We start from the raw sequence: 23,281 nt of genomic DNA, 5'->3' as shown, positions 1-23,281 counted from the left end.
AAGCCCCCTGCTAATACTCTTAGCGGGGTGTTTCTCTAAAGTGGACTAAAAGGAGAGAAATGAAAATGTTATTTGACACACACACACACTTAAATGATGAAGCATTTAGTGGTGAAGAAGCCGCAGCAGTAGAAAGAGCAACCGCTCATGATGTAAAGCGCATGGCAATTGTTGGTTTTGATGAAAAAACAATTGAAAAATCACTTGAATTAAGCCGTGATTTTGCAGAAATATACAGTATCATTGGATGGCACCCAACGGAAGCTTATTTATATAACGATAAAATTGAAGAGAAATTAATTCAACAATTGCAGTTGCCAAAAGTCGTGGCCATGGGTGAGATGGGATTAGATTATCATTGGGATACATCACCAAAGCAAACTCAAAAAGAGGTTTTTAGAAGACAGATGCAAATCGCAAAAGAACTAAAATTACCCATCAGTATTCATATGCGAGATGCCATTGAAGATACGTATCAAATTTTAAAAGAAGAACACGTAGAAGATATTGGCGGAATTATGCATAGTTTTAGTGGTGATACGCTGTGGATGGAACGTTTCTTAGATTTAGGTATGCATATTTCACTAAGTGGAGTGGTAACCTTTAAAAAAGCGGTTGAAGTACATGAAGTAGCTAAAGCGACCCCGTTTGACAAGTTACTTGTCGAAACAGACGCTCCATATTTGACTCCAGTTCCTTTTAGAGGAAAAAGAAACGAACCGGCGTACGTAAAATATGTTGCCGAAGAAGTTGCTAAATTAAGAGGGGTTTCTTATGAAGAAGTGGCACAACAAACTACAGCGAATGCCAATCGTTTGTTTGGGTTGAAGTAAATGGAAAAAATTAAGGAAATTATTGTTGTAGAAGGCAGAGACGATACAAGAAGAATTCAAGAATCCCTTGAAGCGGATACAATTGAAACCAGAGGTTCTGCAATTAATGAAGACATTCTCGAAATGATTGCTAAAGCACAAGAAACCAGAGGCGTAATTGTTTTTACTGATCCTGATTTTCCAGGTGAAAAAATTCGTAAAATCATTTCACGAAGGATTCCAGGAGTGAAGCATGCGTTTTTAAAAGTTGAAGATGCGAAACCAAAAGGAAAAGGCAGCTTAGGGATTGAACACGCATCACCAGCAGCTATTCGTGAAGCTCTTTCAAAGGTATATACCGAAATGGTTGAAAAAGAAACGCTGATTCCAAGAATACTTTTAATTGATGCTGGTTTACTAGCGGGCACGAACTCTAAAAAACGGCGAGAAAAATTAGGAGAACACTTAAACATCGGGTATACTAATGGAAAACAATTGGAAAAAAGATTGCAAATGTTTCAAATTACTCCAACAGAGGTAATTGAAGCGATGAAACAGATTTTGGAGGAAGAAAATGACCCAACAACGTAAAGATATCGCAACACCGATTAGAACAAAAGAGATTTTAGAAAAGCATGGCTTTTCTTTAAAGAAAAGTTTAGGTCAAAATTTTATTATCGATCCCAATATTCTAGTGAATATTGTTGCTGCTGCAGGACTAACAAAAGACGTGAATGTAGTCGAGGTAGGACCTGGTATTGGCGCATTAACCGAACACTTAGCAAGAGCTAGTAAAGAAGTCATTGCTTTTGAAATTGATGACCGCCTTCTACCTGTCTTGGCAGATACTTTAAGTCCATACGACAATGTATCCATTGTGCATAGTGATGTATTAAAAGCAAATTTAAAAGAAGTATTAGCAGAAAAAATTGATCTCGCGGAACCTTTGATGGTAGTTGCCAACTTACCCTACTACATTACAACGCCAATCATCATGTATTTCTTAGAATCTGAAGTTCGTATTGACGCTTTAGTGATTATGATGCAAAAAGAAGTAGCCGAGCGAATTACAGCCCGTCCAGGTACAAAAGCATATGGTTCCTTGTCGATAGCGATTCAATACTATATGGAAGCAGAAATTGCTTTTATCGTTCCTAAAACAGTTTTTGTCCCACAACCAAATGTTGATTCAGCGATTATTAAGCTAACAAGAAGAGACACACCAAGTGTGAGTGTGAAGGATGAAACCATTTTCTTCCAAGTTATTAAAGCAGCTTTTGTGCAACGTCGTAAAACACTTTGGAATAATCTGTTGACTCGCTATGGAAAGACAGACGAGATAAAGGAAAAACTCATTACAGCGTTAGAAGTTGCCGAAATTGATCCTAAGCGTCGCGGAGAAACGTTAGACTTAGTTGAATTTGGTCGATTGTCAGATGCAATAGGAGAGTATGTGTTGAACTAACTGATTGAAAGAAGGCGAATAAATGGAATTTGAAGAATTTACTCAAAAAAGCAAAGTTATTAGAGACGCCTATCATAAGTTGGAAAAAAAGCACCATGGCAGAGAATGGACTGTAGAAGAAGATGCATTGGCATTTACTTCAGATGTGGGGTTAATTAGTCGCTATGTAATGGACAAAGCGGATATTTGGCCGGCTACCCAACGGGAGGATAGCAATTTAGCTTATAAAATTGGTGAATCTGTTTGGTGGCTCGCAGTGTTAGCTGAACGCAATGATCTTGATTTCGAAGAAGCGATTGAACTGTTTATCAATAAAAAATTAACCGATTTTAAATAAATGAAAGCTTGTTTATTTAGGGAAGTCAGATCTACTAAAAAGAAGTCTATCCAAACAAAAATCACTTTGTTTGGATAGACTTCTTTTTGGTGATATGAATGAAAAATCGCTTTGTTGAAGTATGATTTTCTAACCTTTTTTTTATACAGAATCATGATGAAAAAAATGAAAAATAAAAAATATAAAACAGCTAGAAAGCCTATTGTACCGCAATTAAAATGAGAAATTTATTAGTTGCTATCACGGTTATCATATGGTATACTTGTAAAATTTATTATTTTATGGTATACTTAAAACCAGTGAGGTGAATCTAATGCCAATTACGTTAGCAAGTATCAAAAAGAACTTGGATTGTCAGTTAGGTAGAAAGATTATGTTAACCGCTCAAACGGGACGCAAAAGAAAGACCGAACGAAAGGGAATTTTACGTGAAACGTATCCCTCTGTTTTTGTTGTAGATCTGGATCAAGATGAAAATGCATTTGAACGTGTATCATACAGCTATACGGATGTATTGACTCAATCAGTTGAGATTCAATTTTTTAATGAAGAAAGTTGCGAGTATGCTTAAATAGTATCACCACGAGCTGATGAGGCTCGTTTTTTTTATCCATTTTTTGAAGAACAGTCAATCCCCTTTTCAAATCAGCATTTTTAGGCTACTATATTTGAAGATACTAAATAGGAAAAGGTACTGGTGAAAAGATGGAAATCATAGAAAAAGCCCCAGCAAAATTAAATTTGACCCTAGACGCCTTGTATAAACGAGAAGACGGGTACCATGAATTAGAAATGGTCATGACTACAGTAGATTTAGCGGATCATATTACGTTAAAAAGCTTACCAGAAGACCAAATTATCATTCGCACAACAAGTGGCGTATTGCCTCTGGATAAACGAAACCATGCTTTTCAAGCAGCCAAATTGATGAAGGAAACGTTCCAAATCAAACAAGGTGTTGAGATTACCATTGAAAAAAAAATTCCCATTGCAGCAGGTTTAGCTGGTGGAAGTAGTGACGCAGCAGCGACTTTAAGAGGATTGAATCGATTATGGGAACTGAATTTAAGCCTAGATGAACTAGCGGATTTAGGCGCAAAAGTAGGTTCTGATGTACCGTTTTGCGTCTACGGAGGAACGGCCTTTGTAACGGGTCGTGGAGACCAAATCAAACACATCGGAACGATGCCCCAATGCTGGGTCGTATTAGTTAAACCAAGAGTCGGCGTTTCTACAGGAACCGTCTTTAGCGCGCTCTCCTTTGAAGAGTTGGTGCATCCAAATACAAACGAAATGATTGACGCCATTCAAAACGACGACTATCAAGCAATGATTCAAAATGTTGGAAATGTTTTGGAACACATTACGATTGCACGCCACCCAGATATTGAACGCATCAAATACAAAATGTTAAAATTTGGTGCAGATGCAGCTTTAATGAGTGGAAGTGGTCCCACGGTGTTTGCTCTATGCGAAAAATACTCAAGAGCCCAAAGAGTTTACAATGGATTAAAAGGATTCTGTAAAGAAGTTTATTTAGTTAGAACACTTAAATAGCATAATGAACGAAGAACAAAGTTAAACGAGGTGAAATAAAATGGAAAAGAAAAAGCGCCGGATTGGTTACGTGGCACCATTTTTAATAGGTGTCTTAATGGCTCCAGCCATTATCACGAGATTAACCCCCGTCCCGGTTTCAAAATTATTAAGAAAACGGTTTGAACGCCCGAAAGAATTTACGCCTCGAAACCATGAAGAAATCCAAGCTAAAACTACCTCAGTCAACGACATTGATTACCACTCAACATTGGCAAATGGGAAAATGGATGTAATAATGCCTAAAGAGTCACTTGAAAAATCCCCTTTAATTATTTGGGTTCATGGTGGAGCTTACGTTGGTGGGGATAAAAGAGATATTACGAGCTATGCAGAAAGTATTGCGAGCTATGGTTATGTGGTTGCTAATATCAATTATGCACTAGCACCGGAGCAAATTTATCCAGGCCCTTTAGTTCAGTTAACTGAAAGTTACCTTTATTTAAAGGAGCACGCAGAAGAATTTGGAATTGATTTGGATCAAGTGCTTTTTGCAGGCGATTCAGCAGGAGCACAGATTGTTGCACAATTTTTAGCAATCCAGACCAATCCAATTTTAGCAGAATTAGTCGCAATTCAAGCCGTCGTACCAAAAGAAAGTATCAAAGGTGGTCTCCTATTTTGCGGACCCTTCAATATTGAAAAATTAGGAACAGAAAGTAAATCAAGGTTAATGAATATCTTGATGAACCAAGTTGCATGGGCATATGTAGGAGAAAAAAACTGGTTAAAAGATGAGCGCTTAAAACAAGTGGCATTAGATTTACACATTACAAAAGAATATCCGCCAGTTTTTGTAACAGATGGCAATACAAATTCTTTTGAGCACCACGCTCATGAATTTATTGAACAATTAAAGGCAAAACAGATTGAAGTGGAAAGTATTTTCTTTGATCCAAAAGAAGCAAAAACAGAGCATGAATATCAATTTCTTTTAAATACAGAGCCAGCTAAAATAACGTTCAATAAAATGATGGAATTTATTGAAAAACACGTATCTTAATAGTAATGGGAAGAAATCATGTTTATCTAATTGACTTAGGTGAACATGATTTTTTTATTTTGTTTCATTTTTTACTTGACCAATGTTTCAGATAATGATAAGCTCTTAATGCGTTGGTAAATAGTAATCATTACGATTTGAGTAGAATCGTTTCATTTCGTCATCGCACTGAACATAGAACATAATAAAGCACTTATATAGGAGGATTTACATGAAAAATAAAAAAATAATGGGATTCAGTATTTTATTGCTTAGCATCTTATTTGTTGTAGCAGGGTGTGGCAATAAACAAGAAACAGCAAAAACAGATAAACTACAAGTAGTGACGACATTTTATCCAATGTATGATTTTACAAAAAATGTGGTAGGAGACAATGGCGAGGTTTCTGTTTTAATGAAAGCTGGTACAGAACCACATGATTACGAACCTAGCGCAAAAGACATCGCCAAAATTGCGGATTCAGATGTTTTTGTTTACAATAGTGAAGAGATGGAAACATGGGTTGGCAGTGTATTGAAAAATATTGATACGAAAAAGACCGTGGTCATCGATGCAAGTAAAGAGATCAAATTGCTTGAAGGCAGTCACGAAGAAGAAGATGAAGATCACGACCACGAAGGACATAGTCATGCTCATGACCCACATGTTTGGTTAGATCCAGTTTTAGCAAAGGAAGAAGTTAATGCGATTAAAGAAGGTCTCATTAAAGCAGATCAAACAAACAAAGCAAGCTATGAAAAAAACGCCAAAACTTATTCAGATAAATTAGATGCTTTAAATGAAAAATTTGAAACAGGTTTAAAAGACGCAAAAAACCGTACCTTCGTGACACAACATGCAGCATTTGCTTATTTAGCAGCACGATACGATTTAAAACAAGTCGCTATTTCTGGTATTTCTCCAGATCAAGAGCCCAGTCCTGCTAAGTTAGCAGAGTTAAATGATTTCGTGAAGGAAAACAACATTAAGGTGATTTACTTTGAAGAAACGGCTTCTCCTAAAATTGCCAAAACACTAGCTAAAGAAACAGGCGCAACGCTAGCTGTGTTAAGCCCAATTGAAGGCATTACAAAAGAAGATCAAGATCAAGGAATGGATTACATCAAAGTAATGGAAAATAACTTGAAAGCCTTACAAGAAACCATCAAATAAGGTAAACTATAAAGAGCAAAAAAGAAACTGAGCGAAGTACAAGAGAGAAGGGACATGTGTGCATTATATAGAAGTAAACGATTTGACTTTTTATTATGATGAAGAGCCAGTCTTAGAAAACATTTCCTTTACCGTTGACCCAGGAGAATTTGTGATGCTGACAGGAGAAAATGGAGCAGCAAAATCAACGTTGCTTAGAAACATTCTAGGTCTGTTAAAACCGGGAAAGGGAAGTGCAACGATTTCTAAGGTGAATAGCGCTGGTGAAAAACTAAGCATTGGGTATATTCCACAACAAATTGCCTCGTTTAATGCTGGATTTCCTAGTACAGTTTTAGAGTTAGTACGATCAGGCCGCTATCAACAAGGTCGTTGGTTTAAACGCCTGACCCCAGAAGATCATGAACATGTGGAGCGGGCCCTCTTATCTGTTGGAATGTGGGATATGCGTCATAAAAAAATTGGTGAGCTATCAGGTGGGCAAAAACAGCGGATTTGTTTGGCTCGAATTTTTGCGACAGATCCAGATTTGTTTGTGTTAGATGAACCAACAACTGGAATGGACGTAGAAGCACGAGGCGAATTTTATAAGCTACTAAAACACAGCAGTCAAGTTCATGGAAAAGGAATTCTGATGGTAACCCATGATCATGATGACATTAAAGAGTACGCCGACCGTCATATTCAGTTGATTCGAAAGGAGGACTCACCGTGGAGATGTTTCGCCATGAATTCATGCAGCACGCCTTCCAAGCCTCTTTCTTAATTGCTGTGATTGCGCCATTATTAGGCCTCTTTCTTGTGTTAAGAAGACAGTCTTTGATGGCAGATACACTTTCGCATATTTCGTTAGCAGGTGTGGCATTAGGTATGTTTTTAAATATCAATCCAACATTCACAACGTTAGTCGTTGTTGTTATTGCGGCGTTGATTATAGAATACGTTCGCAGTATTTATAAAACTTATTCGGAAGTATCCATTGCGGTCTTAATGTCTGCAGGTCTATCGATTGCATTGGTACTTATGAGCTTAGATCAAGGAAGTGGAACCGCAAGTGTACAGCAATACTTGTTTGGTTCAATCGTAACCATTAGCCAAGAGCAAGTATACTTATTAACCGCATTATTTGTTATTGTAGTAACTTTATTCTTCCTGTTTAGAAAACCAATGTATGTTTTGACGTTTGACGAGGATACCGCCTATACAGCTGGTTTACCCGTTCGTTTAATGTCCTTGTTATTCAACGTGATTACAGGTGTAACAATTGCAGTGATTATGCCAATAGCTGGAGCTTTACTCGTTTCTGCTATTATGATTTTGCCAGCAGCTATCGCGATGCGATTAAGCAAAAGCTTTAACTGGGTGATGGTAATGGGCGTTATTGTAGGTTTGGTGGGGATGTTTGGTGGATTAACAGCATCTTATGAATTTGGAACCCCACCAGGCGCTACCATTACATTGATTTTTATTCTTTTATTTATTATAAGTGGCGGATGTATTGCTATTATTTCAAAACTTCGCTATCGAGACAGTCGTAAGTCCTAAACTATGTAAAAGAGACATCCTTTAGTGGAGTGTCTCTTTTCTTTTTATTGAATGATTTGTTGGATAGTGCCAGAAATAAGTCCGTCATTTGATGAAAAGTCTAGTGTATTCACTCCTGTTTCGTACCAAGTTAATTGGTTGTGAGACAACTCTCCTAGCGCATTCCAGTGAAGAACAGGTACGTCATTTTGAGGAAGGCATAAATTTACGAAAGTACTTGTTCCAACGGTTCCTGTAGGAAGTAAGATTGATTGGTTTTCTGCAGAAAAGAGATCATCATTATGAGTATCAACTTTTGTTGCTGCTAATGGTCGGAAATCCGTGATATGATTGTCTTTAACGCTTAATCCTTGTAAATTCTGTAAAGGTCTAATAAATTCAAGCGATGAAAGAGCAAGATTATTCATCGAAAGTTTTGTTAGTTCTTTATTTTGGCTAATATAAGTTAAATGAGACGTAGCATCAAGAGGCAAGTTGTTTAAAAATAAGATATCTAAATCGTACATGTTTTTTAGGAAATCCAGGTTAGAAATTGCTGTATTGTTAATACTTAGTGTTTTGAGATGTGTAAAAGCTCCTAAAATATTGTTGTTATCAGTTAAATGAGGATTGTCTTCAAAGCTCATACCCACCATGTTTTTGGATAGATTTTTTAAAGGCGATAGATCTGTAATATTCGCTTTACCGACATTTAATTCAGTGAGTTCTGTCAAACCTGCAATAGGTGCTAAATTGCCATCAAATTGTTGAACATGATAAAGATAAAGTGTTTTTAAAGAATGCGCATTTTCCAAGCCTTCGAGTGTTTTGATGGCAGACTCTGAAACATTTAAATCCGTTAACTTTTGAATGTTTTCATAAGTGATTTCTTCATCAGGTGTCAGACCTAATTGTTGTTTGATAGCTTCTTTTAAAACGGGGTCTTTAATTTCGACAATCTTATTCTGATTCATTTCTAGTGTACTTGCTTGTGTTGGCATAGGAGACAATAGTGTTCCGGTAGTTGTAAATAAAATTGCTCCACAAGTTAATAAAATAGTATTTCTTTTCAAATTCATCAAATTCCTCCAATAAAATAATTTTTAATTACTTTTTTATATTACTTTTATTTTTCAAATAAAACAATAAGATTATCATATGTGTGATAAAATAACTCATAAATGCTAATTCGTTTAAAATGGGCCAAAAAGTAAAAAAAGCGAAGGTTGAAATCAAATTTTATGAGAAAATAATAACAAAAACGAACATTTTAACAAAAAACAATAGAAATAACTACCTTTTTTTTGTTTTAAGCCGTATAATAGGAGAAGTGTAAAATTTGGTTTTTAATATTAAGAAAGAGGTGACCCTTTTGAAGGTAAAAAGAAGTGAACGACTGATTGATATGACCCGTTACTTATTGGAAAGACCCCATACATTAGTTTCTTTGACATACTTTGCAAATCGCTATGATTCAGCAAAATCTTCTATCAGTGAAGATTTAACAATCGTAAAAAAAACATTTAGAGAACGTGGTACAGGAACATTAGAAACCGTACCAGGAGCAGCAGGTGGCGTTAAGTTTATTCCTGCTATCCAAGAAGCAGAAGCAGCCGAATTTGTGAAAGAGATGTGTCTACGCTTATCAGAACAAGATCGTTTACTGCCAGGTGGATACGTTTATTTGTCTGATTTATTAGGTGAACCAGACATTTTACGTCAAGTTGGAAAAATTATTGCGACGCAATATTTAAATAAGCCAATTGATGCCGTAATGACAGTTGCAACGAAAGGTGTTCCAATTGCTCAAGCAGTTTCAAGCTATTTGAATGTTCCTTTTGTGATTGTACGTCGCGATTCAAAAATTACAGAAGGTTCAACTGTTAGTATCAACTATGTGTCAGGATCGTCTGAACGAGTTGAAAAAATGGAATTATCAAAGCGTAGTCTAAAAAGAGGATCTCGCGTTTTAATCGTAGATGACTTTATGAAGGGCGGCGGAACGGTTAACGGAATGAAGAGCTTGATTGAAGAATTTGAAGCGGAACTCGTTGGGATTACTGTTTTTGCTGAATCGACCTTTAGTGGAAATCGCATGATTGAGGATTATTCGTCATTGCTTTGTGTAGATGAAGTGGATATCCGTGATAAAACAATCCATGTAAGCCCAGGAAACTATTTCAAATAAAAAAAAACCATTGATTCAAGAAAATTCCTCTTGAATCAATGGTTTTTTTGACGGGTAGAATAGCAGTAAGTACGCCAGTTAAACGCGATTATAAACTAAATTTCTAATAAATAAGAAAAAATAAAAAAGTAAAGAAGCAAACTTATTGATATAATTATTCTTAAGTAGAAAACCAGTTTATACCTCATTATTAAGCGGATTTCTCTTAACAGAGCCTATTAATCAATGCATCATTCTTTTTAACTGCTATTGATTTAATGAATAAACAAAGCCTTTTTAAAGGGGAGGCCCATGTTTTACTTAAGAATAGGGCGCTGTCAGTTGTAAAAGCACAACAGAAATTTTCTGTTGTGCTTTTTGTTATGCAGATGGTAATTCAAAGTAAGCTAATTTTTTGATAATGCCACTATGATTTGGGTAATCTTTTAGGAGCTCTTTTTGAGTAAACAACTCAAAGTCATGATAATCAAAACCAGGAGAGACCATACAACTGACTAAAGAAAAGCCATCTTTTTCTTCAACGCTAGATCCAAAAATGACATTTTTGGGAACAACAGCCTGTAAGACTTCCCCTTTTGAAGGGTCTAGCCCTAATTTTATTTCTTCATAACGACCATCAGGATGCAACAAATGAACAGATAATGGCGAACCTGTATGGTAGTACCAAATTTCATCCGATTTTAAACGATGAAAGTGAGAAGGACTTTTAGTATTTAAAAGAAAATAAATACTAGAATAGTGGTGTCGTAGTCGTTGGTCTTCTGTAGTGAAGGTCTCTTTCGAGTGGAACATTTCCTTGAAAAATCCACCTTCAGGATGGGGCGTTAATGCTAGTTTTTCTATCCAATCATTTTCAGAACCGAATACCATAATAAAATCCTCCTAAACATAGTTGTATTGATTTCAGTATAGCCTATTTTAAGAAGGGATAAAAGCGGTTAAATAAAGAAGTATTTCAATAAAGAAGCTAAGAACAGTTGTAACCGATTAAAATGGCGATTATAATAAAGAAATGGGGTTTGAAAATGACGAGGAGGAGTGAAATGCAAAAGAAGAAAATTCAATTAATTGTAACAGGAGCATTAGTTTTCTTTACCGTCGGTGGTATTTTTGTGAATGGCAAATATGGCCATATTGCGCCTAAAGTAGAAACAAGTGAAAAAAAGGGATCGATAAAACATTCAGAGAAAAAAAAGAGTGCTAAAAAAGACTCCGATTCTCAAAAAATAAAAGAAACAACAACTACAGAAAAAGAAAAAGAAGGCACTTCTCTTGATGATAAAAAAACAGCATCTAAAACAGAAAGTAGTGCAATAGCGAATCCAATTCCTGAAGTGAGTCCTGAAACGCAAGTAGCTCGTGATCCTTCTCAAGAATCTAAAAAACAAGAAGAAACAAGCAGCGAATCGACACCAGAAGAACCCCAAAAATCAGATTCTACGAAACCAGTGAAACCTGCGCCAACCCCAGCACCAGAAGTTGTTGAAAAACCAACCGTTAACCTTTCAATTCGTGGAACAACGGCTAATTCTAGTGCTTACTTGCGCACGTCACAAAAAGTTGAAATAGAGGAAGGCGAAAGCGTGATGTCCGTTTTAACTCGTTTTTGTAAAACAAATGGTATTCAAATTGAAGTAACCTTCGGTGGAAGTTATGTAGCGGGTATTAATAACCTTTACGAAAAGGATAAAGGGCCTGAAAGTGGTTGGTTATACGCAGTCAATGGCTTATTTCCTGGATATGGCGCAAACAGTTACCCTTTAAAAAATGGCGATCAAATTGAGTGGAAATATACAGAAAATCTAGGGCAAGATGTTGGTGCCCCACAAGGATAACTAAAAATGGAGGAACATCATGAAAAATAAAATCATTCAAATCGTAGTAGCAGGGATTTTCCTGTTAAGTATCTCAAGCAATAGTGTTCATGCAGAAAGCAATTCGAATGTTCAGGAAGCTGAAAATCGAGGAGTCGCAAAAATGATGGAAAAAGGGAAAATAGGCGGCGACTGGGAAGCCTTAGCTCGTGCACGTTCCCTGCAACCTGCTAGTCAAGAAATGAGACAAGCGCGCTACAGTGAGGTAGTGACCTATCTAAATACAGCCAATCGTTTAGCCTCGACAGATTATGCTCGAACATTGATTGGTTTAGTTGCAATCGGCGCTGACCCTACATCTATCCCAGAAGCAACAACTCACAAAAATTTAGTGGCGGAAATGTATCAAAATAAAAATCTTTTAAATGAAGGCATCAATAGTATTATTTATAGTCTAATTGCACTTGAAACAAAAAGTTATACCGTACCAGATGATGCAGCTTTTACATTGGATCAATTAGTCGATAGGCTATGCTCCCTTCAAAAAGCAGACGGTGGTTGGGCTCTATTTGGCACAAAAAGTGATGTAGATATTACGGGAATGGTCATGACGTCACTAGCTAATCATCGGGATAAACCAGCAGTTCAAGAATCAATTAATAAGGCTGCTCGCTATTTAGCAGATGTTCAAGAACCGTCAGGTGGTTACAAATCAGCTGGATTTTGGGGTGAAGAAAATTCCAATACAATTGCGCAAGCATTAATGGGGTTAACTAGCAATCAAATAAATCCAACCGATCCGATGTACACGAAAGACGCTACGATGGTTGAAGCATTACTGACTTATCAGTTAGCAGATGGTGGCTTTAAATGGGTTGCAACGGATACTACCAATAATGGTGCAGCGTTAGAACAAGTTATTTATGCCCTTGCGCAATATCGTTTCTTCCAAGAAGGGAAAGGTTCTATTTATAATTTCGAAAAAAATCCTGTCCCTTTATTAACCCAATCAGAAGCTAAGCCAACTCCAGAACCAGAACCAGAACCAGAACCAGAACCAGAACCAAACCCAGAACCAAACCCAGAACCAAACCCAATACCGGAGCCAGTAGAAAAGACGCCACTCCCAATCCCAGAAAGTGGTTATTATACAGTTGCTGCAGGAGATACGCTTGCTTTAATTGCAACTCGTTTTGGGTTAGCGATTGAAGACATTCGTAGTTGGAATCGTTTGGAAAATGACGAAGTAATGGTGGGTCAACGATTATCATTAGTTGAGCCAGTGATGGAGTTCCCAAAAGAAGAAGAAACTGTTCAAGCTCAAGTACCTCAAAAAAATGAGAGTGAGCCGTTAGCGACTAGTCAACAAAACCAAGAAAAACAGGTGACTACGCAATCTAAAATGGCACTTCCTAAAACAGGTGAAAAGATAACCTGGCAAAATCATGGGTTGAATGTCGGATTATTTTTAATCGGAACAAGTGGAATTGTTTTGAGTAGACGTAAAAAAGCATAGCATAAATTAAACCAGTCGAAATGAGCTTATTAATTTTGGCTGGTTCTTAGTATAGAAAAGAGGAGAAGTATGAAGACAGTATTAGACGAAATACATCCAGCTATCAGTATAAGCTATTATTTAGGATTGTTCATTTTAGTGATATTATTTACACAACCTGTCATCATTTTAACAGAGCTTCTTCTGTTGCTAGTGCTAAATATACTTCAAGGAAATACCGAAAAAGTAAAAAAGATGTTTAAACAATCATGGCTCCTCTTACTGGCGATTATTTTATTCAATGGACTTTTAAATCATCGAGGTACTTATTTTCTTTTTTATTTAGGCGCTAATCCCGTTACTTTAGAAGCTATGCTGTATGGATTATTAATGACAGTGGTTTATTTAAATTTAATGCTAATTTTTATTTCCTATAATCAAGTCATAACTGCTCATAAATTTCTATATCTTTTTTTCCGAATTTCCCCACAGCTAACCTTATTAACGATGATCACAATTCGTTTTGTTCCGCTATTTTTGAAAAGGTTGACTACGATTACAAGAGTACAAAAAACACGAGGCATTCAAATGGAAACAGGAAAATTAAGAGAACGTGCTCAAAATGGCATGAAATTAGTTCAAGTATTATTGATTTGCTCGCTAGAAGAAGCCTTGCAAACTGCAGATTCAATGGCAGCAAGAGGATACGGTGTTGCTAAAAGAACAAGCTATTTACGTTATTTTATGGATGTGAGAGATTGGCTTATAGGGATAATCGGAGGAGCGCTCTTTATTGCAATTATCATTTGGAAATTAAGGGGGATAGGTGAGTACAACGTATATACATCCTTAAGCAGCTGGGAATTAACTACCTTAAATGAAGGGTTCCTATTCATTTTTATTAGTTTGTTTATTGGAATTCCATTATTTTTAGAAGGGAGAGAAAGAGTATGGTGGCGCTGGTTGAAACACGACAATTAAATTTTAATTACCCAGATGAAGCAAAAAAAGCGTTAGACAATATCTCATTTAGTGTAGATAAAGGAGAATTTGTTTTAATTGCAGGCGCCTCTGGAAGTGGAAAGACGACATTATTAAAACACTTAAAAAAAGAGTTGTCACCAATTGGCAAGCGTTCAGGAGAACGTTTTTACAAAGGGCAACCCTTTTCAACACTAACCCCAATTCAATCTGCCAAAGAAGTCGGGATGGTCTTTCAAAATCCAGACAACCAAATTGTAATGGACACCGTGATGGGGGAGCTGGCGTTTGCTCTTGAAAATTGTGGATGTGCTCCTGACGTTATCAATAAGCGAATTGCAGAAATGGTGAGTTTTTTAGGCTTTCAGCACTTAATGGAAGAATCCATTCATACGCTATCTGCAGGACAGAAACAAATGATTAATTTAGCAAGCGTCTTAATTTTACAACCAGAATTAGTGTTGTTAGACGAGCCAACAGCGCAACTTGATCCAGTAGCAACAAGAGATTTTTTGACGTTATTAAAAAGAGTTCAAGAAGAATTGGGAATGACCATTATCATTAGCGAGCATCGCTTAGATGACGTTTTACCACTTGCGACGCGGTTAGTCTTTATGGAATCAGGAGAAATTCGTTATGAAGACACACCAAAACAAGGTGTTTTACAGTTAGCAAAGGCAACTACCAGCAAGTTGTTCATTCCTCAAATCCCAAGATTTTTTATTGAATTAGGAAAAGGAGAATGTTATTTTACTGTGAATGATGGTCAAAAGAAGTTGCCTCATTTTAAGTCGCTGCAATCAGAAGAGATTGCTTTAAACGTTCCCAAAGCACAAGAAGCTGGATTTGTTGCTAAAAAAATAACTTTTCAATACGAAGCGCATGGACGCTATATTTTACGCGATTTAAGTCTCTCGTTACCAACGAAAGGCAGTTTAGCGCTGGTAGGTAAAAATGGGTCAGGCAAGTCAACATTATTGCTAATTCTAGCGGGATTATTGAAACCAAGACGGGGCAAAGTTAGTCTAGATAAACAAGCCATTCTAAAGTTTGATCTAACGAAACGTTATCAAAAAATCGGCTATCTTTCACAAAATCCAAGTTATCATTTTGCTAAAGATAGCGTGTTAGAAGAATTGTTTGAGCGTGGCGATCAACTTGGGTTAAGGGATGCAAAAAAAGCAGCAGAGGATATGTTAGAAAAGCTGGGAATTGAACACCTAGCTTTGCGTAACCCTTTTGACTGTAGTGGTGGAGAACAACAGTTGGTAGCGTTAGGAATTACGTTGTTATCAAATCCACAAATTTTATTATTGGACGAGCCGACTAAAGGTTTAGACCCCGTTAGAAAAGCTACGTTAGGAAACTATTTAACAGACTTAACCAAACAAGGGGTGCTGATTCTAACAGCAACCCATGATTTGGAATTTGCTGCTCGTTATTTTAAGGAAACGGCGATGCTATTTGACGGCAGAATTATTTCAAAAGCACCCACTAAAGAATTTTTTAGTGATAATTTCTTTTACACAACAAGTATCAATCGGTTAGTCCGACATTCACTGCCAAATGCGTTGATCTGGGAGGATGTATGGCCATATGTTGAAAATTAAGCCTATTTTAGCTTCGATAATTGGTATGACTACTTTGTTGATTAGTTCATTATTAGTGAGCGGAAAACAGTATCTATTGCTGAGCTTTATCTTTTTAGCAATGGGAATGTATCCGTTGTATCAACGGTTTGAACGGCGAAAAATGACAGCTAGAGAAATTGTTTTTATTGCCGTATTAGCAACAATCGCGGCAGTGAGTCGTGTTCCTTTCGCGATGCTTCCAAGTGTTCAGCCAACAAGTTTTGTGATTATCGTTGCAGCCATGATTTTAGGAAAAGAATCTGGTTTTGTGATTGGTGCAACAGCAGCGTTGGTTTCTAATATGTTTTTAGGTCAGGGTCCGTGGACTTTATGGCAAATGTTTTGTTGGGGCTTGATGGGATATACGGCAGGCTTATTAGGTAAAACCCCATTTTTACAAGAAATGTGGGGGCGCTTAGTATTTGGATTTATTTGGGGATTTATTTTTGGTTGGATTATGAATTTATGGTATGTAATTGGCTTTATTCAACCTCTAACAGCATTAACTTTTTTACAAGCTTATGCTGCAAGCTTTTATTTTGATTTGGCGCATGCGTTATCAAATGTTTTTTTCCTTTTTTTCTTTAGCGCATCCTGGTTAAAAATTATTCAACGGTTTCAAAAAAAATATGGATTGCTGGACTTTGAAGAAAATCATTTTTGAAAAGGCTTGTTTTAATTGGTATAGTTCTGTTTCAATAGGATTTACCGTTATAAATGAATGGGCGGAACAAAGTCGTAGCTTGAGTTGTATGTTGAAAAATAACAACTTTTAGGCTATTATTGAATAGTTGAATATAAATAAAATATGTGAAAAAATACAAAACTAAGCAGTTAGGAGTCATTGAAATGACAAAACGAAATGCAATCATTTTAGCAGCCGGTCAAGGCTCAAGAATGAAATCAAAATTATATAAAGTATTACATCCAGTTGCAGGTAAACCCATGGTAGAACACGTTGTTGAACAAGTAGAATTAGCAGGTACAGATCGCGTAGTAACTATTGTTGGATTTGGCGCAGAAAAAGTTAAAGAGTATCTAGGCAATCGTTCAGAATATGCCTTGCAAGAAGAGCAATTAGGAACAGGACATGCGGTACTTCAAGCAGCGAGTCTATTAAAAGATCAAGAAGGTGTCACTCTAGTCATTTGTGGAGATACGCCGTTGCTAACCTCAGAAACGTTAAAGGATCTGTTTGACTATCATCAAGAAAAAGGCGCAAAAGCAACCATTTTAACTGCTTTTGCAGAAGACCCAACAGGCTATGGTCGTGTGATTCGTGATGAACTAGGAATTGTGGAGAAAATAGTAGAGCAAAAAGATGCAAATCATGAGGAAGCCCGTGTTCAAGAAATCAATACAGGAACCTACTGCTTTGACAATAAAATGTTATTTGATGCTTTGACTAAAGTCGGCAATAAAAATTCCCAAGGGGAATATTATTTGCCAGATGTGATTGAAATTATGAAAGATAACAATCAAATTGTTGCAGCATACCGCATGAAAAATTTTGATGAAGCTTTAGGGGTTAACGACCGTATTGCCTTAGCTGAAGCGAACCGCACGATGCGTGAACGAATCAATTACAACCATATGAAAAATGGGGTGACCTTAATTGATCCAAAAGGAACGTATATTGATAGCGATGTTCAAATTGGGAGCGATACGATTGTTGAAGCGGGCGTTATCTTAAAAGGTAAAACAATTATTGGTGAAGATTGTTTTATTGGAGCACATTCAGAAATCAACAATTGCCAAATTGGCGACCGCGTTCGAGTAGTAAGTTCTAATCTTGAAGACTCTAAAATGGCGAATGATAGCAATATTGGACCATACAGTCATTTACGACCAAATAGCACGATTGGGGAGCGCGTTCATTTAGGCAATTTTGTTGAAATGAAAAATGCGGTTATTGATGAAGATTCTAAAGTAGGACATTTAACATATGTTGGAGACGCTGACTTAGGGAAAAATATCAATGTTGGATGTGGAACTATTTTTGTCAATTATGACGGAAAAAATAAACATCGTGCAACGGTAGGCGACAACGTATTTATTGGCTGTAACGCGAATTTAGTTGCCCCCGTTTCAGTTGAAAAAAACACTTACATTGCTGCAGGTTCAACCATCACAAGTGATGTTCCAGAAGGCAGTTTAGCCATTGCTAGAGCCAGACAAGAAAACAAAGCAGATTATTTCAAAAAACTTCCACATTAAAAATTAAAAAATATTTAAGAGATTTACTTGATTTCTCTGTGAAAAATGACTAGTATTATAATGATAAGATAACTAAAATTTTTGATACAATAGAAAGTGGAGGCCATTATGTCAGAACATTATTTTGATCCGAAGTTAAAGATTTTTGCATTGAACTCAAACCGTCCCTTAGCCCAAAAGATTGCGGATGAAGTAGGAGTAGAATTAGGAAGATTATCTGTGGATCAATTCAGCGATGGAGAAATTCGAATCAATATTGAAGAAAGTATTCGTGGGGATCATGTGTATATCGTGCAATCAACATCAAGTCCAGTCAATGACAATTTGATGGAATTATTGATCATGATTGATGCATTAAAACGTGCAAGTGCTAAAACAATCAATTTAGTTATTCCGTATTATGGATATGCTAGACAAGATCGTAAAGCTCGTTCAAGAGAACCAATCACTGCCAAGTTAGTAGCGAATATGATCACAGCCGCTGGCGCTGACCGTATTTTGACATTAGATTTACACGCTTCACAAATTCAAGGATTCTTCGATATTCCAGTTGACCATTTAATGGGTGCGCCATTACTTGCAAACTATTTCTTAACACATGATATTGCAAATGAAGATGTTGTAGTTGTTTCGCCGGATCATGGTGGTGTAACACGCGCTCGTAAATTAGCTGAATTCTTAAAAGCACCGATTGCAATTATCGACAAACGTCGTCCAAAAGCAAACGTAGCGGAAGTCATGAATATTATTGGAAATGTTGAAGGAAAAAAATGTATTTTGATTGATGATATGATTGATACAGCGGGTACAATTACTCTTGCTGCTGGCGCTTTAGAAGAAGCTGGCGCAACAGAAGTATACGCTTGTTGTACTCACCCAGTATTGTCAGGTCCTGCTTTAGAACGTATCCAAAGTTCTGTTATCAAAGAACTGATTGTAACAGATTCAATTTATTTACCAGAAGATCGTAAGTGTGAAAAAATTGTTGAAGTAAGTGTTGGTAGTTTAATGGGAGACGCGATTAAACGTATTCACGAAAACAAATCAGTAAGTCCACTTTTTGAAAAAAAATTCAAAACTAAAAAATAAACTTAAAAAGCCAGTTGCTAACCACTTTAGAGGCAACTGGCTTTTTATGATTTAATAGCCTAGTTTCTTTTTCAACTTGTTATAAAAAAATTGGAGAGACATGCTATAATACAAGTAATAAAGTTGATAGGAGTCGCCAAAATGAAACGATTAAAACAGCATTATGAATTGGTCAAACCATTTGATTGGATTATCGTAGCGTTATTAATGCTTGCTTCTTTTATTCCAATTGTGATTTTTACCATTCAAAATAGCCATGTTTCTGCTGACAGTGAGATTGTAGCCGTTATTTCCATAAATGGAAAAGAGGAAAGGCGCATTACGTTGTCAGAATCAACCAAACATGAAACCTTTACGTTGCATCCAGCAAAAGGGCAATACAATATTATTGAAGTAGATGGTACGCGAATTCGAGATAAAGAAGACAATAGCCCAGATCAAGTAGCTGTGAAAACAGGATGGATTAGCAAACCCGGTCAAACCAGTGTTTGTTTGCCACATAAAATGATTATTGAAATCCAAACGACAGAGAAAACGGAAGAAATCGACGATACGATTATTCCACTTTAAAACATTAAACGTACATTCGTTTAGTGTTTTTTTGTATACATCTCTATCTTAATATACATAAAATATGCGTTTTATACATATTTTTATTCATTTTAGCCATTTTTAAACAAAATTAATGAATGAACTTGCATTTTTTTGAATAGTTGTGTATGATAGTTAAAACTTTGGAATACACAATTACTAAGTCATTTAATCAACTGAAAGTGACTAAAAAATGGGGGAGCAACAAATGAAGAGAATTCAAAAAATTGTATTTTTATCCGTTTTAATAGTGTTAGCAGGTTGTCAAAAAGGCAATCAAGAAGCAAGCGATACAGGTTCTAGCAACCAAGAAACAACAGAATTGCATTTGAGTGTACCGGCAGAATTGCCAACAATGGATCCAGCCTTAGTACAAGATGCGATTAGCTTTACAGCAATCAATCAAGTTATGGAAGGTCTATACCGTTTAGATAAGGAAGAAAAACCTGTTCCAGCTCTTTCTGATGGAGATGCGACCATCAGTACAGACGGCTTAACGTATACATTCAAGTTAAAACCCAATTTAAAATGGTCAAATGGTACCGCGTTAACGGCTAAAGATTTTGAGTTTGGTTGGAAGCGAGTAGTCAATCCAAAAACAGCAGCTAATTATGCTTTCGTGATGAAGCCAGTAAAAAATGCTTCAGCGATTATGAATGGAACGGCTCCAGTAGAAAGCTTAGGCATTAAAGCTTTGGACGATTCGACTTTAGAAGTCCAACTAGAAAAACCGACAGCGAACTTTCTGTCGGGAATTACACGAGGTACTTTTTTTCCACAGAATGAAGATTTTGTTACAAAACAAGGTGAAAAATTTGGAACCGATAGTGAACATACATTGTACAATGGTCCCTTTACACTAAGCGAGTGGGATGGAACAGGTTTATCGTGGACATACAACAAAAACCCTGATTATTGGGATCAAAAGAATGTTGCCCTAACAAAAATAACCAATGAAGTAACCAAAGAAACGGCGACAGGAATTAATCTTTATCAAGACAACAAGCTTGACTTAGTTCGATTAACAGGAGAATATGCAAAACAATATTTGGCAGATCCTGAATTTATTGCTCCTTTAACGGCTCGTTCTGTATATTTAGAAATCAATCAAATCAATATTCCCGCATTAAAAAATGAAAAAATGCGAGAAGCATTAGCGTTAACGATTAATCGTAACGAGTTAGTAAATGAAATTATTTCAAATGGTTCAGAAGCACTGGACGGATTAGTCACTAAAAATTTAGCTAAAAATCCAAAAACAGGAGAAGATTTCCGAAAAGAGTCTGGTGAGTATCTAACCTATAACAAGAAAAAAGCGAAACAACTCTGGGCAGAAGCTAAAAAAGAAACAGGTATTAAGGAAGTGGAAATCGAACTAGTGACAGATGACGACGAGACGAGTAAAAAAGTGAGTCAATTTATTCAAAGTAGCGTTGAAAACGAGTTGGACGGAGTGAAAATCAAACTTAAGAACGTACCCTTTAAAAATAGAATTGAACTAGGTGATTCGGGACAATTTGGCTTGCTATTATCCGGTTGGGGGGCAGATGAAAACGATCCAGATGCTTTCTTAAATTTATTCTTATCGGATTCTGTTTTTAATGGTGGAAAGTACGCGAATCCAAAATACGATGAGGCTGTTAAAACGGCAGTGACTACAGCAAATGAAGAAGAAAAATACCAAGCCGATTTAACTGCTGAAAAGATTATTCTAGAAGATGTAGGGATTATTCCGTTGTATCAAAAGGCTGATTCAATGTTAGTCAAAAATGATGTAAAGGACTATATTCAATATCAAATTGGTTCGCCAAACTACAAATATAGTACCATCGATAAAAATTAAAACAGGTTAATAGGGGGAAAGTTATTAATGAAATCAATTATTACAAAGATTCATCAAGAGGCAAGTACAAAAGCCTTAGCTCGTCTAATCAATCATGAGTCCGTCGCTACTTCTGACGGGACAACCAATCCACCTTTTGGACAAGGCATTGCGCTATGTCTAAAAGAAGCGTTGCAAATCTGCAAAGAACTAGGCATGACTACTTATGAAGACCCAGCTGGTTTTTATGGCTTTGCAGATTATGGCGTAGGCGCAGAGTTAGTGGCAGTTGTTTGCCATTTAGATGTAGTGCCAGCAGGAGACGTAACCCTTTGGAAGACAGATCCATTTGTTGCAACCATTAAAGAGGGTGTGATGTACGGACGTGGAAGTCAAGATGATAAAGGACCAACTATTGCTTCTCTTTTCGGTTTTAAAGCAGTCGTTGATGCAGGCTACCAATTTAATAAACGGATTCGTTTTATTTTTAGTACGGATGAGGAAACCTTATGGCGTTGCATGGCAGCCTATAATAAAAAAGAAGAACAAGCTACTATGGGCTTTGTACCAGATGGCAGCTTTCCACTAGTTTTTGCTGAAAAAGGGTTGTTGCAAGTCGAGTTGATTGGTCCAGGAAGTTCGGATATTCAGTTGCAGGCAGGAGATGCGTTGAATGTGGTTCCAGCAAAAGCTTGTTATCATGGATCCGAACTGACAGCGGTAATGAAAAAGTTAACTCAGCTAGGCATTGAGTTTGATTTAACCGAAACGGAAGTAACAGTAAAAGGCAAGGCAGTCCATGCAAGTGTGGCACAATTGGGAGAAAATGCGATTAATTTATTAGCAATGGGGCTTGCGCCAGCAGTCCCTCACCCAGCGTTGACATTCTTAGCGGAACAAATTGGCAAGCAAACAAATGGAGCCACCTTATTTGGAGAAATATCAGATGATGTAAGTGGCGAACTAACATTTAATGTAGGACTGTTAAATGTTTCTGATGAGAGTTCGACCATTGGCATTGATATGAGACTCCCCGTTAAAAGTGACAAAGAAGCTTTGATGAAGCAATTGGCTAAGGTTGCTGAAAGCTATGGTTTAACCCTAAAAGAATTCGATTACGTTCCTGCTATCTATGTACCTAAAGAAAGTCCACTGATTCAAACGCTATTAAAAGTGTATCGTGAAAAGACAGGAGATTTGACGGAACCAATGACATCAGGAGGAGCAACATTAGCTCGCACGATGGACAATCTGGTAGCCTTTGGCGCTCATTTTCCTGAAAGTAAAAGCTTGGCCCATCAAGCGAACGAAGGGCAAGTATTAAGTGAAATGTATCAAGCAATGGATATTTACGCTTCAGCGATTATTGAATTGGCATGTGAAAAATAAAAATAGATTTGAAGAAGAGAATGTTTAACATTCAAAAAACTGATAAACTAAGTAACGTAGTTTATCAGTTTTTTATTTTTTATCCCCAAAGTGGCAAATCGCCATAAGGTGTAATGAAAGTGATATCCAAAAAGAACGCCTCCTTTCCTGTTAGATTTATATTATTATCAATAA

The 23,281-nt window shown here is 36.7% G+C and carries 23 protein-coding genes; 21 read left to right on the top strand and 2 right to left on the bottom strand.

Annotated elements, in window-relative coordinates; all coding sequences use genetic code 11:
- The first annotated feature begins 65 nt into the window (after positions 1 to 65).
- The 10 genes from CDIMF43_RS00865 (at position 66) to CDIMF43_RS00820 (ending at position 7,911) form a co-directional block, all read left to right on the top strand.
- Positions 66 to 833 carry a TatD family hydrolase gene (locus CDIMF43_RS00865; RefSeq protein ID WP_074403452.1) on the top strand — a complete coding sequence of 256 codons (768 nt, stop codon included), beginning with the start codon at positions 66 to 68 and terminating at the stop codon, positions 831 to 833.
- Complete coding sequence (gene rnmV, locus CDIMF43_RS00860) at positions 834 to 1,403, top strand: ribonuclease M5 (protein WP_074403451.1); 570 nt, start codon at positions 834 to 836, stop codon at positions 1,401 to 1,403.
- Positions 1,387 to 2,277 carry a 16S rRNA (adenine(1518)-N(6)/adenine(1519)-N(6))-dimethyltransferase RsmA gene (rsmA, locus tag CDIMF43_RS00855; protein ID WP_109840926.1) on the top strand — a complete coding sequence of 297 codons (891 nt, stop codon included), beginning with the start codon at positions 1,387 to 1,389 and terminating at the stop codon, positions 2,275 to 2,277. The genes rnmV and rsmA overlap by 17 nt, the downstream gene beginning before the upstream one ends.
- 22 nt (positions 2,278 to 2,299) lie before the next feature.
- Positions 2,300 to 2,614: a MazG-like protein gene (locus CDIMF43_RS00850; protein ID WP_074403449.1), complete on the top strand. Its 315-nt coding sequence runs from the start codon at positions 2,300 to 2,302 to the stop codon at positions 2,612 to 2,614.
- A gap of 313 nt (positions 2,615 to 2,927) precedes the next feature.
- Positions 2,928 to 3,185, top strand: coding sequence for a Veg family protein (locus tag CDIMF43_RS00845; RefSeq protein ID WP_034573202.1), 258 nt, complete (start codon positions 2,928 to 2,930; stop codon positions 3,183 to 3,185).
- 134 nt (positions 3,186 to 3,319) lie between these two features.
- Positions 3,320 to 4,171 (top strand): 4-(cytidine 5'-diphospho)-2-C-methyl-D-erythritol kinase, encoded by an 852-nt coding sequence (gene ispE, locus CDIMF43_RS00840; protein ID WP_074403448.1) that lies wholly within the window; start codon positions 3,320 to 3,322, stop codon positions 4,169 to 4,171.
- Positions 4,172 to 4,211: 40 nt separating this feature from the next.
- A complete protein-coding gene (locus tag CDIMF43_RS00835) occupies positions 4,212 to 5,213 on the top strand; it encodes an alpha/beta hydrolase (protein ID WP_074403447.1) in 1,002 nt (333 codons plus the stop codon).
- A 211-nt stretch (positions 5,214 to 5,424) separates the two neighbouring features.
- The gene (locus tag CDIMF43_RS00830; protein WP_074403446.1) at positions 5,425 to 6,366 is read left to right on the top strand and encodes a metal ABC transporter substrate-binding protein; all 942 of its coding nucleotides are present in this window, start codon (positions 5,425 to 5,427) and stop codon (positions 6,364 to 6,366) included.
- Between the two features lie 58 nt (positions 6,367 to 6,424).
- Entirely contained in the window at positions 6,425 to 7,132 is a 708-nt protein-coding gene (locus CDIMF43_RS00825) for a metal ABC transporter ATP-binding protein (RefSeq protein WP_034573209.1), read from the top strand.
- Positions 7,078 to 7,911, top strand: coding sequence for a metal ABC transporter permease (locus CDIMF43_RS00820; RefSeq protein WP_074403445.1), 834 nt, complete (start codon positions 7,078 to 7,080; stop codon positions 7,909 to 7,911). Before CDIMF43_RS00825 ends, CDIMF43_RS00820 begins: the two co-directional genes overlap by 55 nt.
- A gap of 44 nt (positions 7,912 to 7,955) precedes the next feature.
- Here the strand turns inward: CDIMF43_RS00820 and CDIMF43_RS00815 are convergent, their stop codons facing one another.
- On the bottom strand, positions 7,956 to 8,969 hold the full coding sequence (locus tag CDIMF43_RS00815) for a leucine-rich repeat domain-containing protein (protein ID WP_109840924.1): 1,014 nt from the start codon (positions 8,967 to 8,969) through the stop codon (positions 7,956 to 7,958).
- Between the two features lie 293 nt (positions 8,970 to 9,262).
- Between CDIMF43_RS00815 and purR the strand changes: the two genes are divergently transcribed.
- Positions 9,263 to 10,078, top strand: a complete 816-nt coding sequence (purR, locus tag CDIMF43_RS00810; RefSeq protein ID WP_074403443.1) for a pur operon repressor — start codon at positions 9,263 to 9,265, stop codon at positions 10,076 to 10,078.
- Positions 10,079 to 10,438: 360 nt separating this feature from the next.
- Here the strand turns inward: purR and CDIMF43_RS00805 are convergent, their stop codons facing one another.
- The gene (locus CDIMF43_RS00805; protein WP_074403442.1) at positions 10,439 to 10,948 is read right to left on the bottom strand and encodes a cupin domain-containing protein; all 510 of its coding nucleotides are present in this window, start codon (positions 10,946 to 10,948) and stop codon (positions 10,439 to 10,441) included.
- A 173-nt stretch (positions 10,949 to 11,121) separates the two neighbouring features.
- On the opposite strand from CDIMF43_RS00805, the gene CDIMF43_RS00800 reads away from it, so the two are divergent.
- From CDIMF43_RS00800 to CDIMF43_RS00755, 10 genes are all read left to right on the top strand, one after another.
- Positions 11,122 to 11,913: a DUF4430 domain-containing protein gene (locus CDIMF43_RS00800; RefSeq protein WP_162532889.1), complete on the top strand. Its 792-nt coding sequence runs from the start codon at positions 11,122 to 11,124 to the stop codon at positions 11,911 to 11,913.
- A gap of 19 nt (positions 11,914 to 11,932) precedes the next feature.
- Positions 11,933 to 13,408 carry a LysM peptidoglycan-binding domain-containing protein gene (locus tag CDIMF43_RS00795; RefSeq protein WP_109840922.1) on the top strand — a complete coding sequence of 492 codons (1,476 nt, stop codon included), beginning with the start codon at positions 11,933 to 11,935 and terminating at the stop codon, positions 13,406 to 13,408.
- A gap of 69 nt (positions 13,409 to 13,477) precedes the next feature.
- The gene (locus CDIMF43_RS00790; protein ID WP_109840921.1) at positions 13,478 to 14,368 is read left to right on the top strand and encodes an energy-coupling factor transporter transmembrane component T; all 891 of its coding nucleotides are present in this window, start codon (positions 13,478 to 13,480) and stop codon (positions 14,366 to 14,368) included.
- A complete protein-coding gene (locus CDIMF43_RS00785) occupies positions 14,338 to 15,978 on the top strand; it encodes an ABC transporter ATP-binding protein (protein ID WP_109840920.1) in 1,641 nt (546 codons plus the stop codon). The genes CDIMF43_RS00790 and CDIMF43_RS00785 overlap by 31 nt, the downstream gene beginning before the upstream one ends.
- Positions 15,965 to 16,663: an ECF transporter S component gene (locus tag CDIMF43_RS00780; RefSeq protein ID WP_109840919.1), complete on the top strand. Its 699-nt coding sequence runs from the start codon at positions 15,965 to 15,967 to the stop codon at positions 16,661 to 16,663. Before CDIMF43_RS00785 ends, CDIMF43_RS00780 begins: the two co-directional genes overlap by 14 nt.
- Before the next feature lie 185 nt (positions 16,664 to 16,848).
- Positions 16,849 to 18,216 carry a bifunctional UDP-N-acetylglucosamine diphosphorylase/glucosamine-1-phosphate N-acetyltransferase GlmU gene (gene glmU, locus CDIMF43_RS00775; protein WP_109840918.1) on the top strand — a complete coding sequence of 456 codons (1,368 nt, stop codon included), beginning with the start codon at positions 16,849 to 16,851 and terminating at the stop codon, positions 18,214 to 18,216.
- A 108-nt stretch (positions 18,217 to 18,324) separates the two neighbouring features.
- On the top strand, positions 18,325 to 19,305 hold the full coding sequence (locus CDIMF43_RS00770) for a ribose-phosphate diphosphokinase (protein ID WP_074403435.1): 981 nt from the start codon (positions 18,325 to 18,327) through the stop codon (positions 19,303 to 19,305).
- 141 nt (positions 19,306 to 19,446) lie between these two features.
- On the top strand, positions 19,447 to 19,875 hold the full coding sequence (locus CDIMF43_RS00765; RefSeq protein WP_034573232.1) for a NusG domain II-containing protein: 429 nt from the start codon (positions 19,447 to 19,449) through the stop codon (positions 19,873 to 19,875).
- Between the two features lie 229 nt (positions 19,876 to 20,104).
- Entirely contained in the window at positions 20,105 to 21,739 is a 1,635-nt protein-coding gene (locus CDIMF43_RS00760) for a peptide ABC transporter substrate-binding protein (RefSeq protein WP_074403433.1), read from the top strand.
- Positions 21,740 to 21,766: 27 nt separating this feature from the next.
- Positions 21,767 to 23,107, top strand: coding sequence for a M20 family metallopeptidase (locus CDIMF43_RS00755; RefSeq protein ID WP_074403432.1), 1,341 nt, complete (start codon positions 21,767 to 21,769; stop codon positions 23,105 to 23,107).
- Positions 23,108 to 23,281 lie beyond the last annotated feature (174 nt).

The organism is Carnobacterium divergens (assembly GCF_900258435.1).
Classification (GTDB): Bacteria; Bacillota; Bacilli; order Lactobacillales; family Carnobacteriaceae; genus Carnobacterium; species Carnobacterium divergens_A.
Note: the sequence above shows the minus strand (reverse complement) of the source record. Positions and strands in the feature narration are given on the sequence as shown.